The organism is Thermomonas sp. (assembly GCF_019104945.1).
Lineage (GTDB): Bacteria > Pseudomonadota > Gammaproteobacteria > Xanthomonadales > Xanthomonadaceae > Thermomonas.
In genome coordinates, this window is the sequence record NZ_JAHRWW010000014.1 from 84,028 (window position 1) to 102,701 (window position 18,674).

Annotated in this window: 15 protein-coding genes and 1 riboswitch; of the genes, 2 read left to right on the top strand and 13 right to left on the bottom strand. The window is 59.6% G+C overall.

All coding sequences use genetic code 11. The annotated features are described in order from the left end of the window. The 3 genes from KUL77_RS03975 to purD form a co-directional block, all read right to left on the bottom strand. Nucleotides 1–2,169, bottom strand: coding sequence for a TonB-dependent siderophore receptor (locus KUL77_RS03975; RefSeq protein ID WP_297143905.1), 2,169 nt, complete (start codon nt 2,167–2,169; stop codon nt 1–3). Between the two features lie 62 nt (nt 2,170–2,231). Beyond that, a riboswitch (TPP riboswitch) is annotated at nt 2,232–2,327 on the bottom strand. A 49-nt stretch (nt 2,328–2,376) separates the two neighbouring features. Beyond that, nucleotides 2,377–3,498, bottom strand: a complete 1,122-nt coding sequence (locus KUL77_RS03980; RefSeq protein WP_297143907.1) for a phosphotransferase — start codon at nt 3,496–3,498, stop codon at nt 2,377–2,379. A gap of 15 nt (nt 3,499–3,513) precedes the next feature. Beyond that, nucleotides 3,514–4,800 carry a phosphoribosylamine--glycine ligase gene (gene purD, locus KUL77_RS03985; RefSeq protein WP_297143909.1) on the bottom strand — a complete coding sequence of 429 codons (1,287 nt, stop codon included), beginning with the start codon at nt 4,798–4,800 and terminating at the stop codon, nt 3,514–3,516. 118 nt (nt 4,801–4,918) lie between these two features. Here purD and KUL77_RS03990 point away from each other — a divergent pair, with 118 nt between their 5' ends. After that, complete coding sequence (locus KUL77_RS03990) at nt 4,919–5,137, top strand: hypothetical protein (protein WP_297143910.1); 219 nt, start codon at nt 4,919–4,921, stop codon at nt 5,135–5,137. A 16-nt stretch (nt 5,138–5,153) separates the two neighbouring features. Beyond that, complete coding sequence (locus KUL77_RS03995) at nt 5,154–7,577, top strand: diguanylate cyclase (protein WP_297143913.1); 2,424 nt, start codon at nt 5,154–5,156, stop codon at nt 7,575–7,577. Nucleotides 7,578–7,616: 39 nt separating this feature from the next. On the opposite strand, the gene purH is transcribed toward KUL77_RS03995, so the two are convergent. From purH to KUL77_RS04045, 10 genes are all read right to left on the bottom strand, one after another. Then, nucleotides 7,617–9,203: a bifunctional phosphoribosylaminoimidazolecarboxamide formyltransferase/IMP cyclohydrolase gene (gene purH, locus KUL77_RS04000; protein WP_297143915.1), complete on the bottom strand. Its 1,587-nt coding sequence runs from the start codon at nt 9,201–9,203 to the stop codon at nt 7,617–7,619. Nucleotides 9,204–9,230: 27 nt separating this feature from the next. After that, a complete protein-coding gene (fis, locus tag KUL77_RS04005) occupies nt 9,231–9,491 on the bottom strand; it encodes a DNA-binding transcriptional regulator Fis (protein WP_297143916.1) in 261 nt (86 codons plus the stop codon). A 117-nt stretch (nt 9,492–9,608) separates the two neighbouring features. Then, nucleotides 9,609–10,118, bottom strand: a complete 510-nt coding sequence (locus tag KUL77_RS04010; RefSeq protein WP_297143918.1) for a DUF3426 domain-containing protein — start codon at nt 10,116–10,118, stop codon at nt 9,609–9,611. After that, complete coding sequence (prmA, locus tag KUL77_RS04015; RefSeq protein ID WP_297143920.1) at nt 10,115–11,044, bottom strand: 50S ribosomal protein L11 methyltransferase; 930 nt, start codon at nt 11,042–11,044, stop codon at nt 10,115–10,117. Before prmA ends, KUL77_RS04010 begins: the two co-directional genes overlap by 4 nt. Before the next feature lie 56 nt (nt 11,045–11,100). Next, the gene (gene accC / locus KUL77_RS04020; protein ID WP_297143921.1) at nt 11,101–12,468 is read right to left on the bottom strand and encodes an acetyl-CoA carboxylase biotin carboxylase subunit; all 1,368 of its coding nucleotides are present in this window, start codon (nt 12,466–12,468) and stop codon (nt 11,101–11,103) included. A 6-nt stretch (nt 12,469–12,474) separates the two neighbouring features. Further along, nucleotides 12,475–12,954: an acetyl-CoA carboxylase biotin carboxyl carrier protein gene (accB, locus tag KUL77_RS04025; RefSeq protein ID WP_297144075.1), complete on the bottom strand. Its 480-nt coding sequence runs from the start codon at nt 12,952–12,954 to the stop codon at nt 12,475–12,477. Between the two features lie 26 nt (nt 12,955–12,980). Then, nucleotides 12,981–13,421 carry a type II 3-dehydroquinate dehydratase gene (gene aroQ / locus KUL77_RS04030; protein WP_297143923.1) on the bottom strand — a complete coding sequence of 147 codons (441 nt, stop codon included), beginning with the start codon at nt 13,419–13,421 and terminating at the stop codon, nt 12,981–12,983. Nucleotides 13,422–13,597: 176 nt separating this feature from the next. After that, nucleotides 13,598–16,771: an efflux RND transporter permease subunit gene (locus KUL77_RS04035; protein ID WP_297143925.1), complete on the bottom strand. Its 3,174-nt coding sequence runs from the start codon at nt 16,769–16,771 to the stop codon at nt 13,598–13,600. A 38-nt stretch (nt 16,772–16,809) separates the two neighbouring features. Continuing rightward, the gene (locus KUL77_RS04040) at nt 16,810–18,000 is read right to left on the bottom strand and encodes an efflux RND transporter periplasmic adaptor subunit (protein WP_297143927.1); all 1,191 of its coding nucleotides are present in this window, start codon (nt 17,998–18,000) and stop codon (nt 16,810–16,812) included. A 175-nt stretch (nt 18,001–18,175) separates the two neighbouring features. Next, entirely contained in the window at nt 18,176–18,571 is a 396-nt protein-coding gene (locus tag KUL77_RS04045) for a phasin family protein (RefSeq protein ID WP_297143929.1), read from the bottom strand. Nucleotides 18,572–18,674 lie beyond the last annotated feature (103 nt).

Below are 18,674 nucleotides of genomic sequence, written 5' to 3' on the forward strand. Positions count from 1 at the left end.
TTACAGTCCAACAGTCAACGACAGGCGCGCTAAGCGTGGAGCGCCGGGGAATAGATAGCTATCGCCGCTGACGCTGCCAGTATCGCGCCAATAAAATTTGTTGAATACGTTGTCCGCCGAGAGTTGCCACACAAGTGTGCGCTGGTTCCATTGGCTGCGGTAGCGTAGGCCAGCGTCGAATACGCTGTACGCAGGCACGCGTACGGTGCCATCGGAGGTGGCGGTATTGGACGAGGCGTAGCGCCAGCCGCCGATAAGACCAAGTGCCGGTGCAGAGGGGAGGCTGTAGTCCACGCTGAACGCGGCGCGGACACGTGGCACGTTTACGATCTGGTGGCCTTGCAGTGCGGCCACACCAGTGCCCTGTAGGCGGGCATTGATAACATTCACGCTGGCGTCTAACTGTAGATGCTCGATGGGGCGGCCGTGTGCACCTAATTCAACGCCGGTGTGCACTTCTTCACCTAATTCAATAAAGGTGAAGCCTGCGGATGAAGCATCCGGTTGTGCAAACTGTGCGGGCTGGTGAATACGGTATAGCGCGGCGGTGAGGTCAAATGTATCAGCAAGGCGGTATTTCGCGCCCAATTCAAGCTGCCGCGAAAGCCGAGGTCCCAGCATGGCGCCGTCATTGCTGGCCCAGAAGGGGGCTTCCTTGCCCAAAGATAATCCCTTACTAAAACTGGTGTAGAGCGTCAGTGCGTCATCGGGCTGCCATAGCAGCGCCGCTTGCGGCAGCGTTTTGCTCAGGCGTGTGCTGCGCTCCGGCACGCCGCGCTTATTCCAAGCGCGTTCGTCGATGCGTGCGTGTTGCAAGCCCAACACCAACTGCCACGCGTCATTGAATGCGATGCGGTCTATCGCAAAAACGCTGCGCTGCCAGCTATCAAGGCGGCGCACTTTGGGGCCTGGCTGTTTGGGTGAAGGCGTAAATACTGGCGGCTCAACATCTGCGATATTGCCCGAACCAACATAGGCATTGACGCTGGCGTGGCGGTCGATGCTGCGGTGGAGTGTGCTGCCGCCAATACTGATGCTATGGCCTACATTGCCGGTATCAAATTCGCCTTCCAGCGTGGCGCGTAACTGATCGGTAATGCGGGTGTCATCGGGGTTACGGTAGTCGTAGATGTCGTATTCGCCATTGGGCCCGAACGCATTGCCGGGCACACCGCTGGCGCAGGCGGCCACGTAGTAGCAGCCGTAAGCAAAGGTCACGCTGTCATCAATCACACTACGGCTTTTGCCACCGGCGATGCGCAGCGCCCAATCATCATTAAAGGCATAGGAAAAACGCAGACTGGTATTGCTAGAACGCATCGCAACCGGCTGTTGCCAAGGCTGGTGGCCAAGCAAGCGAGTGGGATCCGCGTTACCGGGAATAACGCTACCGCCCAGTAGTTGATAGCCGGAGACCGAAGGCTGTGCGCTGGTTTGGTAGCTGGTGTCGAGGGCGAACGATGCGTTCGGCGTGATCATCCAGTCGGCGGCGATGGCATACAGATTGCGACGACCATCGGCATGCTGCACGTAGGAATGCGTGTCTTCCCAAGCAAGATTGGCGCGCAGGCCAAAATTGGGCGTCAACCACGCGCCAGCATCTACGGCGACATAGCGCGAACCGTGCGAGTCGGTGCCGAGGGTCAAGTTGCGCACGTCTTCTGGGCGCTTGCTGACATAGTTGATTAACCCGCCAGGCTCCATGATGCCCGCCTGCAAACCCGCTAGGCCTTTGAGCACTTCGACCTGCTGCTTATCTTCCAGCGGCATGATTTGCTCACCCACCACGGTTAACCCGTTGCTGCGATAGCCGGTGCCAAGATCCAGCGCGTAGCCGCGGCTGGCGATGTTCTGGTAGTAGCCTACGGGTGCGTAGCTGTCGCCGAGGCTGGCATCGCTGCGGATGAGCTCGCTGAGCGTGCGCACATGGCGGCGTTCGATCTGCTGGCGATCAATGACGGTGATCGACGCAGGAGTGTCGCGGGCATCTGCTTGGCCCCACGTATTCACAGAGGCGTCGGTGGCGGTCGTTTCGCCTTTGACCTCCACCGCGCTTAGGGTGGTGGTGCGGCGCACCGCATCGTCTTCATCAGCATGCGCATGCGCATGCGCGTAAGCAGGCAGCGCTGCGAGCAGGGCGATGAGAAGGGGGGTATGGGAGATGGGCATCGTCGGTCATCGTCAGTATGGGGGAGCGAAGCGACGGCCGGACGCACGCCTCTTAAAGGCGCATGTCTGCAATACAAGCTCCCTACGCCGGTGCAAACCGGATCAGGTTCCAAGGGACTCTCTCAGCCTAGCCACGCTAGGCACCCCCGCTTCAAGGGCGCATTGAACCACAAAACGCCGTGAATTGCAGGTGAGGGTGAAATGGAGTTATGCGATGGCGCGCAAGAAAGACTGCCCGTGTGATGTTCTAAACCACGCGGCATGCCCGCGAAGAAATACATCCCAGGCAACATCGGCATGCGCTCTAGAGCGCAAGATGCCGTAAAAATATTCCACTTCAGAGATGGCGAAATCCAGGTGCACAACAGGCAGTAGCGCGACAAGTAATTCGCGTTCTGCGCGGCTCAGTGGGCGAGCTTGCGCATAGCCTTCAATAAGCGCGTTTGCGATCAGTGGTTGTGCACGCTGATCGTCTGGCTGCAGCCATGCAATCGCGCTACGTTCGATGGCCGTAGCTAAATCAAATAGCGCAAATGTGCGTGCAGAAAGACTGAAATCCAGCACGCTGGTGATGTTGGCCTGTGCTGAATCATCGCTCCAAAATAAATTGGACGCGTGCCAGTCGCCGTGCGTCCATAGCCGCGGCTGCGCCGCAAAGACGCATCGCACGTCGGCAGGCAAAGGGAGCAGTGTGTGATGCAACTCTTCTTGCCAATTGCGCTGTGCGAGGTACTCAGCAAGCAACGGACGCTGCTGTAATTGAGCTTGCAATGTTGCAATGGGGGCGCTTGCTTCCAGCAATTCGCTGCGTGCAACGAGAATATGAGTCGTGCGCTGCGCAGCGTGAAAGCCTTCTGCGGCAAGGTGTAGCTGCGCCAGCATGCGCCCTACGGTGCGTGCGTGGGCGAGGTTGTGTAGCGGCACCCACGACATCGTGTCGCGGTGTAGGTCAATGCCTGTGGCGAGGGCGTGCACTTCATACGTCCAGCCTGCATGCGCGATGGCGCTTTCACCGGCAGTGTTATGCAGGATTTCCGGGGTGGGAATGTGCTGCGCACGCAGCCACTGCGCGAACACGTGCTCTTCGGTCAACGTGGAGGCGCTGCGCACGTTTTCGCTATGACGTTTGACGAAAGTCGGCCCGTTGTTCGTTTCGATCAGTGCCGCCGCCGAGAGCGGGCGTGGGCTGTTCCAGAGGATCGTGTGAGCGTGGCCCAGTTGTGCAAATTGGGCCAGTACAGGCTGCAGTTCTTGCAGCGTGAGTGGCGGCCAATCGGGCGGAACTTCATCCGCCGTTAGGCCGTGCACTCGGTGCGCGGAATGGCTCATGGAAAAACGAAATGATCAGCCTTGCTCGCGTGCAATCGCGCGCCAGCCGATGTCGTTGCGGTGAAATTCGTGCGCCCAGTGAATAGCCTTCACTCCTGCATAGGCATTGCGTTGCGCCTCGTGTACCGATGCGCCGAGTGCGGTGACACACAGCACGCGGCCGCCCGCGCTGATGGTATTGCCACTCGCGTCGAGCGCTGTGCCGGCATGAAACACCTTGGCCGTTTCTGGAACATCGGCCAGCCCGTCGATGCGGTCGCCGGTAATCGGCGCTTCTGGATAGGGCTTGGCGGCCATCACCACACCCAATGAAGGGCGTGGGTCCCATTGCGCTTGGGTTTCGTGCAAACGTGCATCGATCCCGGCTTCGATGAGATCAACGAAGTCCGACTGCAGGCGCAGCAGCACCGGCTGAGTTTCTGGGTCACCAAAGCGCACATTGAATTCAATCACTTTCGGCGCACCGCTGGCGTCGATCATCAGGCCTGCATACAAGAACCCGGTAAACGGAATGCCATCTTTGGCCATGCCCTGCACGGTGGGGTTGACGATCTCACGCATCACGCGTGCATGGATCTCGGGCGTCACGACGGGGGCGGGGGAATAGGCCCCCATGCCGCCGGTATTCGGGCCGGTGTCGCCATCACCCACGCGCTTATGGTCTTGCGAGGTGGCCATTGGTAGTGCGGTTACGCCGTCCACCATCGAAATAAAGCTGGCTTCTTCACCGTCTAAGAATTCTTCGATCACCACGCGCGCGCCCGCATCACCAAACGCATTGCCCGACAGCATGTCGCGCACGGCGGCTTCAGCTTCGGCAAGCGTCATGGCCACGATCACACCTTTGCCTGCAGCGAGGCCGTCAGCTTTGATGACAATTGGTGCACCCTTGCTGCGCACGAAGGTCAGCGCTGGTTCAACCTCGGTATGTACCTCGTAAAATGCGGTGGGGATGCCGTGACGGGCGAGGAAGTCTTTGGCGAACGCCTTGCTGCCTTCTAGTTGCGCTGCAGCAGCGGTGGGGCCAAAGATGCGCAAGGATGCGGCGCGAAAGCGATCCACCACGCCTGCTACCAGCGGCACCTCTGGCCCAACCACGGTAAACGCGACGCCTTCGTCTTGCGCCAGCGCCAGCAGGCCGTCGATGTCGGTGACTTTCAGCGCCACGTTGCGGCATTTGTGCTCATTGGCCGTGCCGGCATTGCCGGGAGCCACGAGCACTTCAGAAACACGTGGCGACTGTGCAAGCTTCCACGCCAAGGCGTGCTCGCGGCCGCCGGAACCGATAACGAGAAGTTTCATAAATCAAAATATTGTGCGGTAAAGGAAGGACGGTACGCGGTTTCAACAAGAGCTTTGTGCTAGTGTTGGAGGTTATGGCATAACGCTGCTGGATGCAGCACAGCATACAGGGAATGGCATGTCGAAGCTGCTGGAATTCATGCGTAACTTGGGCCGCGACGCTGTGCTCGCCGAAGAGTATGCGCGGCGACCGGAGGTTGTGATGCGGCGCGCAGGGCTTAATGCGGAGGAACGCAAAGCAATGCTGGCGCAGGATTATGAGGCCATTAAAGCCCTGAGTGGATTGAAAGACGGTCAGTTTGCAACGCAGCAAATTATTTTTGCTTACGACGAGTAATTGGAACCACATTGGTATGCCGTTGCTGCGCTGCTTGATCGCATTGATGCTTTTCCTTGCTGCGGCAGGGGCAGCTGCGGTGGGCAACCCGCCGAGCGCGGCGCAGATGCAGCACGATGAGACCGAATACCAGCGCTTGCGCGGTTTGGGGCTAAAAGGGGAAACGGATGCTGCATTGCAGGGCATGCAGCAGCTTCTGCAGCGTGAGCTTGATCCTGAACTGCGTGTGCTTGCTTATACCACCGGGATTAGCATGGCGGCGGGCGTTGAGCGCTGGCAGCAAGCCTTCGTTTGGGCCGATGCTGGGTTGAATTTTATCGAAGAGGCACCGAAGAACTCGGCGCTGCTTTTAAGCGTGTCTAGCTATCTTTATGCGCTGGTTGGTGATTTAGAGCGTGCGCAAGAATTTGGCCAGCGTGGACTGGTGCAGGCAGAAGCAGGGGGCGACCTTTTTGTGCTGTGTCGGGCCTTATCCACCCATGCCATCGTGCAAGAGCTGCGAAAGGATCTTACGGCGTTGGAGCCACTGCGCCGCCGCCAAATCGATGTTTGTGGGAAGGCCGGGGACAAGATTTTCGTTGCCAACGGCACGCAAGGGATGGGCATGTATTTTGCGGGACGCAAACACTATGCCGAGGCCTTGCAGTGGTTCCGCCGGGCGCTGCAGCTTTTTCAAGCAGAAGGCTTTGACGGGGGCGCGCAGGGCGCAAAATTAGAAATTGCAAAAAGCTTGGTGGCGCTCAATCAAGAGGCTGCACAGGCGAGTGTGTTGCTAAGGGAGGCCGGCCGTTACTACGCGCGTCAGCGTTTAGCGCAGCCGTTGGTCGATGTGGAGCAGTTTCAGGCCGAATTGGCCGAGCGGCGAGGCGATATTGCCGACGCGCTGCAGCATACACAACACGCATTGCAGCACACCAAAGAGCTTGATCGACGCATGCAGGAGCGGCGATTGCTGTTGATGCAGCTACAGTTCGACTCGCGTCTGAAAGAAGAGCAGATCCAATTGCTAGAGGCTTCCACAGAACGGGCCAAGGGCGAAGCAAAGGCGGCGCGCAAACAGCAGCAATTGATTGCGATTGCGGCACTGAGTCTGCTGGCCGCAGCCGCCCTATTGCTGGCGCTTTTGCGGCGCGTGTTTCGAGATCGCCAGCGTTACCGTTTTCAGTCCGAGCATGATGGCTTGACGCGGCTGTTGAATTATCCTGCGCTGCTTCACCAAGGCGCGCAGGTATTGGCGCAGGCGCGTGCCAAGGGGGCAGCGTTTACTGCGGTGGTCGTGGATATCGATCACTTCAAAACGATCAACGATAGCCATGGTCATGCCGCGGGTGACGAAGTGCTGCGCATGCTGGCGCGCTGGATTGGCGAGGCCATGGGACAGCGCGGCTTGGCCGCGCGGCGCGGTGGTGATGAATTTACCTTGCTGCTGAATATGGATGAGCCGCAGGCGGAGGTGTTGCTGCAGCATCTTCGTGGGCTGATACAGCCCGTTCGTGCGCAGGGTACTACGCCTACGCTGCGCTTTTCGGTCAGTATGGGCTTTTGCCAAAGCGATGCCGAAGGCGAGACCTTGGAGCAGTTGATTCATCGGGCGGATTTGGCCTTGTATCGTGCTAAGCACGAAGGGCGAGATCGCCTTGTTTCTGCGCATCACGAAACGAGCCTTCCATCAAACTCCGGCTTGGTTGTGGTGGGGAGTGGTATCCAGTTTGGACGCCACGCTAGCGAGCGCTGCTTGTCGGAGATTCGCCGCGCAGAAGTGCTGTTCTGTTTGACCGACCCTGCAACGCTGGCGATGATTCAGTCTATGCGTCAGGACGTGATCAATCTCGGGCGCTATTACGCGACAGGAAAAGATCGAAGACAGACCTACCGTGAAATTGACGCGACGATCATGGCCGAGGTGCGTGCGGGAAAACAGGTCTGCGCCGTGTTCTATGGCCACCCCGGTGTGTTTGCCGATGTGCCGCATCGCGTGGTGAATCAAGCGCGCGCGGAAGGGTTTGCAGCACGTATGGAGCCAGGCATTTCGGCAGAAGCCTGTCTTTATGCTGATCTTGGTATCGACCCTGGACGGCGTGGTGTGCAGTCGCTTGAAGCCACGCATTTTCTTTATTACGACCGCCAGATCGATCCGGCAGGTTTGCTGCTGCTCTGGCAGGTGGCGCTGGCGGGGGATTTGAGCTGCAGTCGCCGTGAGGCTGATCCGGCTGGCCTGCAGGCGTTGGTGGATAAGCTTCTGCGCTGGTATCCAAGTGACCACGAAGTCATTTTGTACGAAGCTGCGCAGCTTCCCGTGTTTGCGCCGCGCATGGGGCGGATGCGTTTGTCTGATCTGCCCGCGGCACGCTATGAGGAATACACGACGCTCGTTATTCCGCCGCTAGATGTACTGCGGGAAGACCCATGCTGCGGGTTAGCAAGCGCTGTGGCTGAATAAGGCCGCGGGGTTCCCCCCGCGGGTCTTGTGGATGCTCAGTTAGTGCCGGAAGTGGCGCACGCCGGTGAACACCATGGCGATGCCGTGTTCGTCGGCAGCAGCGATCACTTCGTTATCACGCATGGAGCCGCCCGGCTGGATCACCGCCTTGATGCCCGCTGCTGCAGCGGCGTCGATGCCGTCGCGGAACGGGAAGAAGGCGTCGGAGGCCATCACCGAGCCCGGCACAATCAGGCCTGCATCTTCGGCCTTGATGCCGGCGATGCGCGCTGAATACACGCGGCTCATTTGGCCTGCGCCCACACCAATGGTGCGGTTGTCTTTGGCATAGACAATGGCATTGGATTTGACGAACTTGGCCACTTTCCACGCAAATAATAGGTCGGACAGTTGAGCATCGGTCGGCGCAAGCTGAGTCACCACTTTAAGCGCGTCGCGCTGCACAACGCGATCATCGGCGGTTTGCAGCAGTAGGCCGGAATTCACACGCTTGGTGTCGATAAAACCGGGTGCGGTTGGGGCGAGTGGAATGCGTAGCACGCGCACATTGGCTTTTTTCTTCGCGTATTCAAGCGCGGCGTCGTCGTAGTCGGGTGCAATCAGCACTTCAACAAATTGGCGATCCAAAATGGTCTTGCAGGTGGCCGCATCGAGCTTGGTATTGAACGCAAGAATGCCGCCGAAGGCGGAGGTTGGGTCGGTGGCATACGCGGCTTCGTAGCTGTCTGCGCAGCCGCTGCCGACGGCCACGCCGCAGGGGTTGGCGTGCTTCACAATAACGCAGGCCGGTGCGTCGAACTGGCGCACGCATTCCCAGGCGGCATCGCTATCGGCGATGTTGTTGTAAGACAGCTCCTTGCCCTGCAGCTGAGTGAAGGTCGCCAGTGAACCGGGCGCGGGGTACAGGTCGCGGTAGAACGCGGCCTGCTGGTGCGGGTTCTCGCCGTAGCGTAGATCCATCACTTTGATGAAGCTGCCGTTGGTTTGCGCTGGGAACTCGGCACGCGTGGGCACGGCGCTATCGGTGGCGGTGATCGAGGAGAGGTAATTGCTGATCGCATCGCCGTACTGCGCCACGCGGTTGAATGCAGCAACAGCCAATTGAAAGCGGGTGGCGGCAGAGAGTGCGCCGTTGCCGCTGGCAAGTTCAGCCAGTAGATGGGCGTATTGGTCTGGTGAGGTGACAACCGCGACACGGGCAAAGTTTTTCGCCGCGCTGCGCAGCATGGCCGGGCCACCGATGTCGATATTTTCTACCGCATCTTCGAGCGTGCAGTCGGCGTTTGCGGTGACGGCTTCAAAGGGATAGAGATTCAGCACCAGTAGATCAATTTTGCCGATGCCGTGTTGTTCCATCACCGCATCATCAAGCCCGGCGCGGCCCAGAAGCCCGCCATGAATCAACGGGTGCAGAGTTTTGACGCGGCCATCCATCATTTCGGGGAAACCCGTGACTTCGCTCACATCTTTAACCGCAAGCCCCGCATCACGCAGTGCTTTGGCGGTGCCGCCGGTGGAGAGTAGTTCAACGCCACGCGCGGCGAGCGCTTGGGCAAGTTCAATCAGGCCGGTTTTATCGGAAACAGACAGAAGCGCCCGGCGGAGGGGCAAAAGATCGGCAGCCATGGGTACGCAAGAGGTGTGGGGAGCCCTCTATTGTAGACCGTATTCCTTCAGCTTCTTGCGTAGCGTGGCGCGGTGAATGCCAAGCAGTGTGGCGGCACGGCTTTGGTTGCCGTCGCAGTGCTTGAGGACTTCCGAAAATAGCGGGATTTCCAGCTCGCGCAGGGTGGTGGTGTACAGGTCGTCGGTGTCACAGCCGGCCAAATCGCTTAGGTAGCGACGAACAGAATGTGCCACGTGGTCGCGCAACGTAACGCTGCTGGCGTCCTGACGAATGCCGGAAGGAGTCAAAGGGTGTGTCCTCTAAAAAACTGCATCGGTGGTACGTCCTCGATGCAGGGCATCAGTCTAGCGCGTTCTGTGCGAACGTGTGAGCCCCGATGCGTATTCAGTTCATAAATTTGATGGTTATTCGAAGCGAAAGTCGAAGGACACGACGGCAGACGACGGCTCGTGCAGATCGAACGCGATCTGATTGGCTTGATTCGGCAGAATGCGCTGCACGTGTGGCGTGCTGCCGAGGTATTCAGCGGGCTGAAAGCGGCGTGCACCAAGGCTTTGACCGTTGACGTCAGTAAGGTTGAGTACCAATACGGGCCAGGCTTGCGGCCAGTGCGCATCGTTGCGGAAACTGGCCTGCACGCGCAGCACGCCGCGCTGGTCGGGCGGTGCGATGACATCGCGCGAAAGCATGGTGAAGGATGTGGGGTCGTGCCATGTGGGGAGGCTGCAGGTCAGCGCACTGCACAGCGTTTCCAGCATCGGGCGCAGGCGGGAGCTGGCGGCAAGCGCGTCGCGTTGTAGCCAAATAAGTTGCGCAATTAAAACGAGCGCAAGCAATAACGCGCCGCTCCATTCTTTGCGATGCGGGTGGCGGGGCGCACTGTGGTCACTGGCGAAGCTGGGTGCTTGGGTCATTGGCTCACTTTAACGTGATTACGCACGCCATCAATACGGATCCAGTCTTCTTCTTGGCAGATGTGCAGCTGCTCAAACCATGGCGCGTAGCGCTGCAGCAGTTCCTCTTCTTGGCCGCTGAGGATGCCAGACATGGCAAGGCGGCCGTTTGGGGCAACGCGCGCTGCAAGGGTCTCTGCAAGTGCGTCCAGCGCTGTGGCCAAGATGTTGGCGACCACGATGGGATAGCTTGCCGTGGGCGCGTCTTGCGGAAGATAGGTGTCGATATGCACGCCGTTGCGCTGCGCGTTATCGGCGGTGGCGATGATGGCCTGCGGATCATTGTCGATGCCGATCGCTTGCACGGCGCCGAGCTTCAGCGCGGCCAGTGCAAGAATGCCGCTGCCGCAGCCGAAGTCGAGCACGGGTGCGCCTTGCAATACGCCTTCTGCCGCCAGCGCGTCTAACCAGCGCAGACAAAGCGCCGTAGTGGGGTGGGTGCCGGAGCCAAACGCAAGGCCGGGGTCGAGCCGGATAATCGCCGCTTGCGGCGTATTCGCGGCCTCAGGAAGGGCGTGATCCCACGGGACGATCCAAGTGCGCTGGCCAAACTGCATCGGTTGGAACATATCCAGCCAAGCGCGTTCCCAGTCTTGGTCTTCAACCTTTTCGAAGCGCGTTTGCGTCCAATCCAGCCCGGGGTCGAAGGCTTCCAGCGCGGCAAGCAACAACAGCGCGTCGGTATCGTCTGGAAATAACGCGGTGAGCGTCATTTCGTTCCAAAGCGGAATTTCGCCAACACCGGGCTCAAAAATCGCTTGTTCGTCGGCCGCATCAAGATGCGCGTCTTGCAGGGTTACGGCCAGCGCACCCACGTCTTCAAGCGCGCGTTCAATACGCGGCTGTAGCGTTTCCGGGCAAGGTAATGAAATTTGCAGATAGGGCATAAAACAATGGCGTGGGAATACCACGCCATTGTCGCAGGTTCGTGCGCTGTCGGTGTTTACAGGATGGAAAGCGCCTTTTCTTTACGCTCGGCCAACTTCTTTTCCAAGTAGTGAATGTTCTGACCACCTTGGGTGAAGCCGCCATCGGCAAGAATGCGCTGCTGCAGCGGGATATTGGTCTTGATGCCGTCGATCACCATTTCCGACAGGGCCACGCGCATGCGCGCAATCGCCTGCGCACGATCTGCACCGTGCACGATGAGCTTGCCGATCATCGAATCGTAGTTCGGCGGCACGCGGTAGCCTTCGTACACGTGCGAATCGACACGCACGCCGGGGCCGCCCGGTGGGTGGTAGTGCTGGATCAGGCCGGGGCAGGGGAAGAAGGTGTCGGGGTCTTCGGCGTTGATGCGGCACTCGATCGCGTGGCCGGTGAGTACCACGTCGCTTTGCTTGATCGACAGCTTGTAGCCGGAGGCGATCAAGAGCTGCTCGCGCACCAGATCAATGCCGGTGACAAGCTCCGTTACCGGGTGTTCCACCTGGATACGGGTGTTCATTTCGATGAAGTAGAAGCGTCCGTTTTCATACAAGAACTCGAACGTGCCCGCGCCGCGATAGCCGATGCGAATGCAGGCATCGACGCAGACCTTGCCGATCTCATTGCGCTGCGCTTCGGTGATGCCGGGGGCCGGGGCTTCTTCCACCACTTTTTGATGGCGGCGCTGCATCGAGCAGTCGCGTTCGCCTAAGTGAATTGCGTTGCCTTGGCCGTCGGCGAGCACTTGGATTTCCACGTGGCGCGGGTTTTCCAAGAACTTTTCCATGTACACCATGTCGTTACCAAACGCCGCCTTGGCCTCGGCCTTGGTGGTAGCGATGGCATTGGTGAGTGCAGCTTCGGTATAGACCACGCGCATGCCGCGCCCGCCACCGCCGCCTGCGGCTTTGACGATCACCGGGTAGCCGATCTCGGCGGCGATTTTGACATTGGTGGCTGGGTCGTCGCCCAGTGGGCCGCCGCTGCCCGGTACGCAGGGCACACCCGCAGCCTTCATCGCGCGAATGGCTTCCACCTTGTCGCCCATGAGGCGGATGGTGTCGGCTTTCGGGCCAATAAAGACAAAGCCAGATTGCTCTACGCGCTCGGCAAAATCAGCGTTCTCGGAGAGAAAGCCGTAGCCGGGGTGGATGGCCTGTGCGTCGGTCACCTCGGCGGCAGCGATGATCGCCGGCATGTTGAGGTAGCTTTCGCTGGAGGGTGCCGGGCCAATGCAGACGGATTCATCTGCCATGGCGACGTGTTTGAGGTTGCGGTCGGCGGTGGAGTGCACCGCCACGGTGCGAATGCCCAGCGCGTGGCAGGCGCGCAAAATGCGCAGCGCAATTTCCCCGCGGTTGGCGATGACGACTTTTTCGAGCATGTCGGCTTACCCGATCACGAAGAGTGGCTGGTCAAATTCCACCGGTTGCCCGCTTTCGCACAGGATCGCGAGCACGGTGCCGGAGACTTCGGCTTCGATCGGGTTAAACATCTTCATGGCTTCAATGATGCCCAGCGTGTCACCCGCTTTCACGGCTTGGCCCACGCTGACAAACGCAGGCTTGTCGGGGGCGGGGCTGGCGTAGAAGGTGCCGACCATCGGTGCGCGCATGACGTGGCCGTCGGGCAGGTCGCTGCCTGTGGGCTTGGGGCTGCCGCCGGTGGCGGCCTGCACGGGGGAATTCATCGGCATGGCCGGTGCCGCGGCGGGCAGCGCAACTTGCTGGATGGCCGGGGCGGCCATCGCGAGCCCACCCTTAGGCAGGCGTGCGAGGCGTACGGACTCTTCGCCTTCTTTAATTTCGATTTCAGCCAGGTTCGACTCTTCCAGAAGGTCGATGAGCTTCTTGATCTTGCGCAGATCCATGGGCATGTGTCCTCTCTTTTTGTAGGTTAGGCAGGCAGCCGTTTGAGTGCGGCCGCGAGTGCATAGCGGTAGGAATCTTCACCAAAACCACAGATCACGCCCACCGCCTTATCGCTGAAATAGCTGGTGTGGCGGAAGGGTTCGCGCGTGTGCGGGTTGGAGAGATGAATTTCGATAAAGGGGATGGCAACACCGGTTAGCGCGTCGCGCAGGGCCACCGAGGTATGGGTGAACGCGGCGGGATTGATGAGGATGAAGGCCGTGCCGTCTAGCCTTGCGGCTTGGACGCGGTTCACCAACTCGTGCTCGGCATTGGACTGGAAGGCTTCCAGCGTATGCCCGGCCGATGCGGCATGCGCAATCAAATCGGCGTTGATGTCGGCCAAGGTGGCGCGGCCATAGACCTCCGGCTCGCGCGTGCCGAGCAGGTTGAGGTTGGGGCCGTGTAGGAGCAAAAGTTTTGCCATGAAGCCGTTGGGGCGGTCCCCGGGTAGTCGGTGCGCAGTGTCCCGCGAAAGTGGATTGCTGTCCAGTTCGGCGAACTTTAGCGCTATACCGGCATTTTAGCAGATATTGGAGCGACTGCTCTAAATGCAGACGCCCGGGGTGGCCCGGGCGTCTGGAGTGCAGCTGGTGTAGCGGTTTAGCTGTGCTGCGGCAGGCTTTCTGGAGCGGCCGCGGGGATACCTGCCTTTTCCCGATCGTGTGCGTGATCGCGCGCGAGATACAGATAGAACGCGGGCAGCACGAACAGGGTGAACAGCGTGCCGATGGTCATCCCGGAGGCGATCACCACGCCCATCGAGAACCGTGACGCCGCGCCCGGGCCCTTGGCCATCAGCATCGGGATCATCGCGAAGACCAGCGCGGCGGTGGTCATCAGCACCGGGCGCAGACGGATGCCCGCAGCGGCTTCGATGGCCTCACGCTTGCTCATGCCTTCATTGAGCTGCAGCTTGTTGGCAAATTCCACAATCAAGATGCCGTGTTTGGAGATCACCCCGACCAGCGTCACCAGCCCCACTTGGGTGTAGATATTGATACTCATGCCGGGGAAGGCTTCGATCTGCATCACCTGCAAGATTTGCGACACCAGCGCCAGTACGTTCAGTGCCAACAGTGCGCCGCAAATCGCCATGGGCACTGTGAGCAGCATGATCAAGGCGTCGCGGAAGCTCTCAAACTGCGCGGACAGCACGAGGAAGATCACGACCAGCGCCAGCGCCAAGGTCATCAGCATGGCCGAGCCTTCCTGCTTGAACTGCCGCGACTCGCCGGAGTAGTCCACGCTATAACCCTGCGGTAGTACTTCTTTCGCCGCTTGATCGAGGATGGCCAGCGCCTCGCCCTTACTCACTCCGGGGCGTGGGGCGAAGGTGATCGACACGGCATTGAGCTGCTGGAAGCGCTTGAGCGACTGTGGCTGGGTGCTTTCTTTCAGTGTCACAAGGGTGGACAGCGGAATCAGCTTGCCGTCGCGGGTGCGGGTGTAATAATTCTCTAGGTCGCTGGCATTTAAGCGGTCGCTGCGCTGCACCTGCGGAATCACGCGGTAAGAGCGGTTCTGCATCGAGAACAGATTGCTATAGCCACCCGCCAACATGGCCGACATATCGGCCGCCAGCGTGCGCATATCAATGCCCAGCGTGGCCGCTTTGTCGCGGTCGATATCCACTTCAATACGCGGCTTGTCGATCTTCAAGTCTTTATCCAAGAAGATGAAGCGCTTGCTCTCATACGCTTTGGCGAGAATGGCGTCGGATAGTTCCGACAGCTGTTCAAGGCTGCCGATACCGCCCACGATAAATTCGCCGCCGCCTTCGCCACCGGCGCTGGGCAGCGAGGGCGGCACAAGCGCAAACATCTTCAGCCCGGTGATCTTGTCGAACTCGGGCTGCAGTGACTGCTGTAAGACTTGGTTGGTGGAGCGCGTGCGCTGGCTCCACGGCTTAAGCACGAAGCCCGCCATGGCGCTGGGGCTAGCGCCGCCACCGCTACCGCCAAAGCCGCCGTTGAACAGGAAAGACTCCTGAATCTCCGGGACTTTCTGCGTGGCTTTGGCGATCTCTGCGGTGTAGCGTTCCACATAGTCCAAAGTGGCCGTGGGGTCGGCGCTGGCGATGCCGAAGATAAATCCTTCATCTTCCAGCGGCGCCGGTTCTTTCGGTGCACCCATGTACAAGAACGCGCAGCTCACCAACACGATCAAGCCAAATGCTGCGATCACCGACTTGGTGGCCAATGCGCCGTGCAGTTTGCGCTGGTAGCTGTGGTGGAGTTTGTCGAAGCGGGTGTCGAGCCAATGCTCGAACTTGCCCTTCGGGTGCTCAGGGTCGTGCGCCGTGAGCATCTTCGAGCTCATCATCGGGGTGAGCGTCAGCGCGATCACACCCGAGAGCAGCACCGCACCGGCGAGGGTGAAGGCAAACTCGGTGAACAGCACGCCGGTGAGGCCGCCTTGGAAGCCGATCGGTAGATACACGGCAATCAGGGTGGTGGTCATCGCCACCACTGGCCAGGCCAGCTCTCGCGCACCCTTGAGCGCGGCATCGAACGGGCTCATACCTTCTTCAATATGGCGATGGATGTTTTCCAGCACGATGATCGCGTCGTCCACCACGATGCCGATCGCCAGCACCATCGCCAATAGCGTGAGCAGGTTGATGGTGAAGCCCATCAGCAGCATCAAGAACAGCCCACCGATCAGCGATAGCGGAATGGTGACGGCTGGAATAATGACGCTGCGCAGTGAGCCAAGGAACAGATAGATCACCACGATCACGATGAGCAGGGCTTCCACAATCGTGCGGATCACTTCGCTGATCGCGTCTTGAATCGCCTCGGTGCTGTCGTAGGGAATCGTAGCCTCAATACCCTGCGGCAGCTGCGGCACGATTTCGTTATCCCACACCTTGCGCACCGCGCGGACCACGTCGAGTGAGTTGGCATCTGGGGCGACATAGATACCCATAAACGTTGCCGCGTCGCCGCCGTTGATGCGCACCGAGGTGCCGTAGCTTTCTGAGCCCAGTACGACGTCGGCAATGTCGGATAGACGCACGATTGCGCCGTCCTGCTCGCGCACCACCATGTTGCGGAAGTCATCGACGTTGCGCAGGTCGGTACGCGCGGTCATGTCGATCGCCACCATCTGGCCTTTGGTTGAACCCACCGCGGCCAGCACGTTATTCGACTGCAGTGCGTTGCTCACGTCGCTGGCGGTTACTTTCAGCGCGGCCATCTTCTCCGGCTTCAGCCAGATGCGCATGGCGAAGGTGCCTGCACCCATAATGTCGGCACGCTGCACACCCGGCACCGTCACCAGCTTGGGCTGGATCACGCGGGTGAGGTAGTCGGTGATCTGGTTATTGCTCAGCGTATTGCTGGCAAACGAGACGTACATCGCCGCGATCTGTTCGCCCTGCTGCAGGTCGATCACCGGGTCTTCCGACTGCGGCGGCAGCTGGCCGCGCATCTTGTTGACCTTGGCAGAAATCTGCGTCAGCGCTTCGCTGGGGTCTTGATCCAGACGGATATAGGCTTGGATCGTACTCATGCCCGCCGCACTGGTGGAGGACAGATAGTCGATGCCCTCGGCGCTAGCGATTTCACGCTCTAGCGGGGTGGTGATAAAGCCTTGGATGAGGTCGGCGTCGGCACCGAAATAGGTGGTGCTGACATTGATGACCGCATTGCGCATCTCCGGATATTTGCGCACGTTCATTTCACTAAACGCACGCAGCCCGAACAGCAGGATAAACAGGCTGACGACCATCGCCAGCACCGGCTTCCTGATGAAGATGTCGGTAAATTTCATGGGGAATCCTCTTGCAGGTCAGACAGCGCTGCCGGGTATTAGCGGTTTTCGACCTTGGGCTGAGCGTCGGCAGTTGGAGTTACGGCATTGTTTACCGTTACCTCCGCGCCGTTGCGCAGTTTGAGCAGGCCCGAAGTCACAACCTGTTCGCCGGTTTTAAGTCCTTCCGTGACGGTGATTAGGTCGCCACGCGTCGCGCCCGTTTTAATAAAACGCTGAGTCACGGTGAACTTGTCGCCGGTGAGCGGCTTGCCCTGCATATCGGTTTCGCCCGCTTTACGCGCGCTTTTACTGATCACAAAAACGGCATTGCCGTAGGGGTTGAAGCTCACCGCGGTTTGCGGGATCACTACGACATCGCGCATTGAACCCAGATCGAAGGCCACTTTGGCGAAGCTGCCGGGGCGCAGCAGGCCGTCGGGGTTACGCAAGGTCGCTTGGGCCTTGAAGTTACGGGTGCTCGGGTCCACCTGCGGTTCGATGGCGCTGATTTTGCCTTCAAACACCGCGCCCGGTTGCGCATCGATACTGGCACGCACCATCACGCCTTCTTTAATCGTGCCGATCAACTGCTCCGGCAGAGTGAAGTCGACATAAATCGGATCGAGTTGTTGCAGGCTCACCACAGGCGCGCCCGGTGCGATGTATTGGCCGAGGCTGACTTTGCGAATACCAAGGACGCCGGAGAACGGCGCATACACCGTTTTTTGTGCGATCAGTGCGCGCTGGGCCTCCACTTGGGCTTGCGCAGTGGCGGCGCCCGTGAGTTTGGCCTGTACGTCATCCAGTGAAACCAGCTTGTCTTTACCCAGTTGCTGCCAGCGCTCGGCCTGAGTCTTGGCGAGCTTGGCCGACGCTTCGAGCGCTTTTAGGCTGGCCTCCTCGTTGGCGCTATTGAGACGCACCAACACCGCTCCAGCCTGCACCGGTTGGCCCGCGTCAAATTCGATGGACTTCACTACACCACCGGATTCTGCGGTGACGTCGATACCGTTGATCGCCACGAGTGTGCCCACGGCATCGCCGCCATCGGCCCAGCGCTCATTGCGCGCGGCATCGGCTGAAATGGCGACCGCAGGTTGCGGCATATTGTTGAAGAATTCATTGGTCTTCTTGGCAAACATCGCCTTCAGGGCAAAAACGCCACCGAAAACAACGACAACACCAACCAGCATCAGGGCCCAGCGCCGTGATGGATTGGGCTTGCGCTCGGGGGAAGCAGGGGACATAGGGGGAGACCTTGTGAGGGGTGCGAAGAGAAAGACGCGCAGTGTACCACTGTTAGTGAACTGATCGGTATAGCATTTGTGCGCGGAACATAAAAAAACCCAGCCGCAGTGCGGCCGGGTTCGTGCCAGTGGAGAGGCTGGCGAAGCCCTAGCGAGGGGTGCTAGGGCAGGGGGATTACTTGCTGGCTTTCGAAGCGGCCTTGGTGGCCTTTTCAACTTCGGCCTTGACCTGCGAGCTAGCCTGCTCGAACTGCGCCTTGGTCAGCGAGCCGATGGCTTCACCAGCCTTGAGGCTGCCTGCGAAGGCTTCCTGCGCGGCACCGAAGCTGCGCTCGGCGTTGGCGCGAGCAATCTGCAGGCCCTTCGGCCAAGCGGTCTTCAGGCCGTCGGCGTCACGCACGCCCACGAGTTCGCCGGCAAAGGCAAAGGTGGCGTTGGCGTTTTCTTCAAACGCGGCCAACTGCAGGCCGAACGCCTTCTCGGCATTTTCAAGCGCGAGGCGATTGATGGCGGTCGCAGCGTCGATGAACTGACTGGCAGACTTGTTGAACTGATCGTTGAACTGGTACATGGCGTTCTCCTGCTTTTATATCCGGCGGGTTTTGCCGGTTTGTGCGGTGCAGCATAGGTCGTCGTATGTTGCAATGCAACATTTGTCCGACGAACGGTTGCAG

Coding starts and splice junctions, on each gene's coding strand:
- prmA (WP_297143920.1), bottom strand. CDS start 11,044: ATGCCCTATCTGCAAATTTCATTACCTTGCCCGGAAACGCTACAGCCG.
- purD (WP_297143909.1), bottom strand. CDS start 4,800: ATGAAACTTCTCGTTATCGGTTCCGGCGGCCGCGAGCACGCCTTGGCG.
- KUL77_RS03990 (WP_297143910.1), top strand. CDS start 4,919: ATGTCGAAGCTGCTGGAATTCATGCGTAACTTGGGCCGCGACGCTGTG.
- KUL77_RS04010 (WP_297143918.1), bottom strand. CDS start 10,118: ATGACCCAAGCACCCAGCTTCGCCAGTGACCACAGTGCGCCCCGCCAC.
- accC (WP_297143921.1), bottom strand. CDS start 12,468: ATGCTCGAAAAAGTCGTCATCGCCAACCGCGGGGAAATTGCGCTGCGC.
- aroQ (WP_297143923.1), bottom strand. CDS start 13,421: ATGGCAAAACTTTTGCTCCTACACGGCCCCAACCTCAACCTGCTCGGC.
- accB (WP_297144075.1), bottom strand. CDS start 12,954: ATGGATCTGCGCAAGATCAAGAAGCTCATCGACCTTCTGGAAGAGTCG.
- KUL77_RS03980 (WP_297143907.1), bottom strand. CDS start 3,498: ATGAGCCATTCCGCGCACCGAGTGCACGGCCTAACGGCGGATGAAGTT.
- KUL77_RS04045 (WP_297143929.1), bottom strand. CDS start 18,571: ATGTACCAGTTCAACGATCAGTTCAACAAGTCTGCCAGTCAGTTCATC.
- KUL77_RS03995 (WP_297143913.1), top strand. CDS start 5,154: ATGCCGTTGCTGCGCTGCTTGATCGCATTGATGCTTTTCCTTGCTGCG.
- KUL77_RS03975 (WP_297143905.1), bottom strand. CDS start 2,169: ATGCCCATCTCCCATACCCCCCTTCTCATCGCCCTGCTCGCAGCGCTG.
- purH (WP_297143915.1), bottom strand. CDS start 9,203: ATGGCTGCCGATCTTTTGCCCCTCCGCCGGGCGCTTCTGTCTGTTTCC.
- KUL77_RS04035 (WP_297143925.1), bottom strand. CDS start 16,771: ATGAAATTTACCGACATCTTCATCAGGAAGCCGGTGCTGGCGATGGTC.
- KUL77_RS04040 (WP_297143927.1), bottom strand. CDS start 18,000: ATGTCCCCTGCTTCCCCCGAGCGCAAGCCCAATCCATCACGGCGCTGG.